Raw genomic sequence first — 413 nt, 5'->3', positions numbered from 1 at the left:
CCAAGCTCGATAGCGAGATTAAGTCATGGCTTGCTTTTGCTGCCCAAAAAGTGGTTGAGGTGAATGCCCTTGCTAAGGCATTGGCTGGACAGAAGGATGAGGCTTACTTTGCAGCAAACACTGCTGCTCAGGCCTCCAGGAGGTCATCACCTCGTGTGACAAACGAGGAAGTCCAAAAGGCTGCTGCTGCTCTGAGGGGGTCTGACCACCGCCGTGCTACCAATGTTAGCGCTAGGTTGGACGCACAGCAGAAGAAGCTCAACCTTCCAGTCCTTCCTACAACCACAATTGGTTCATTCCCACAGACTGTGGAGCTCAGGAGAGTCCGCCGTGAGTACAAGGCTAAAAAGATCTCTGAGGATGAGTACGTCAGTGCCATCAAGGAGGAAATCAGCAAGGTTGTTAAGATCCAG

Annotated in this window: 1 pseudogene; it reads left to right on the top strand. The window is 51.8% G+C overall.

Annotated features, from left to right (window positions below):
- A pseudogene (locus L9G74_RS23860) lies at positions 1-413 on the top strand (5-methyltetrahydropteroyltriglutamate--homocysteine S-methyltransferase); the annotation flags it as partial.

Origin of the sequence: Shewanella electrica (genome assembly GCF_022321485.1) — a bacterium.
GTDB lineage: Bacteria > Pseudomonadota > Gammaproteobacteria > Enterobacterales > Shewanellaceae > Shewanella > Shewanella electrica.
This window is presented reverse-complemented; position numbering and strand designations above follow the sequence as displayed.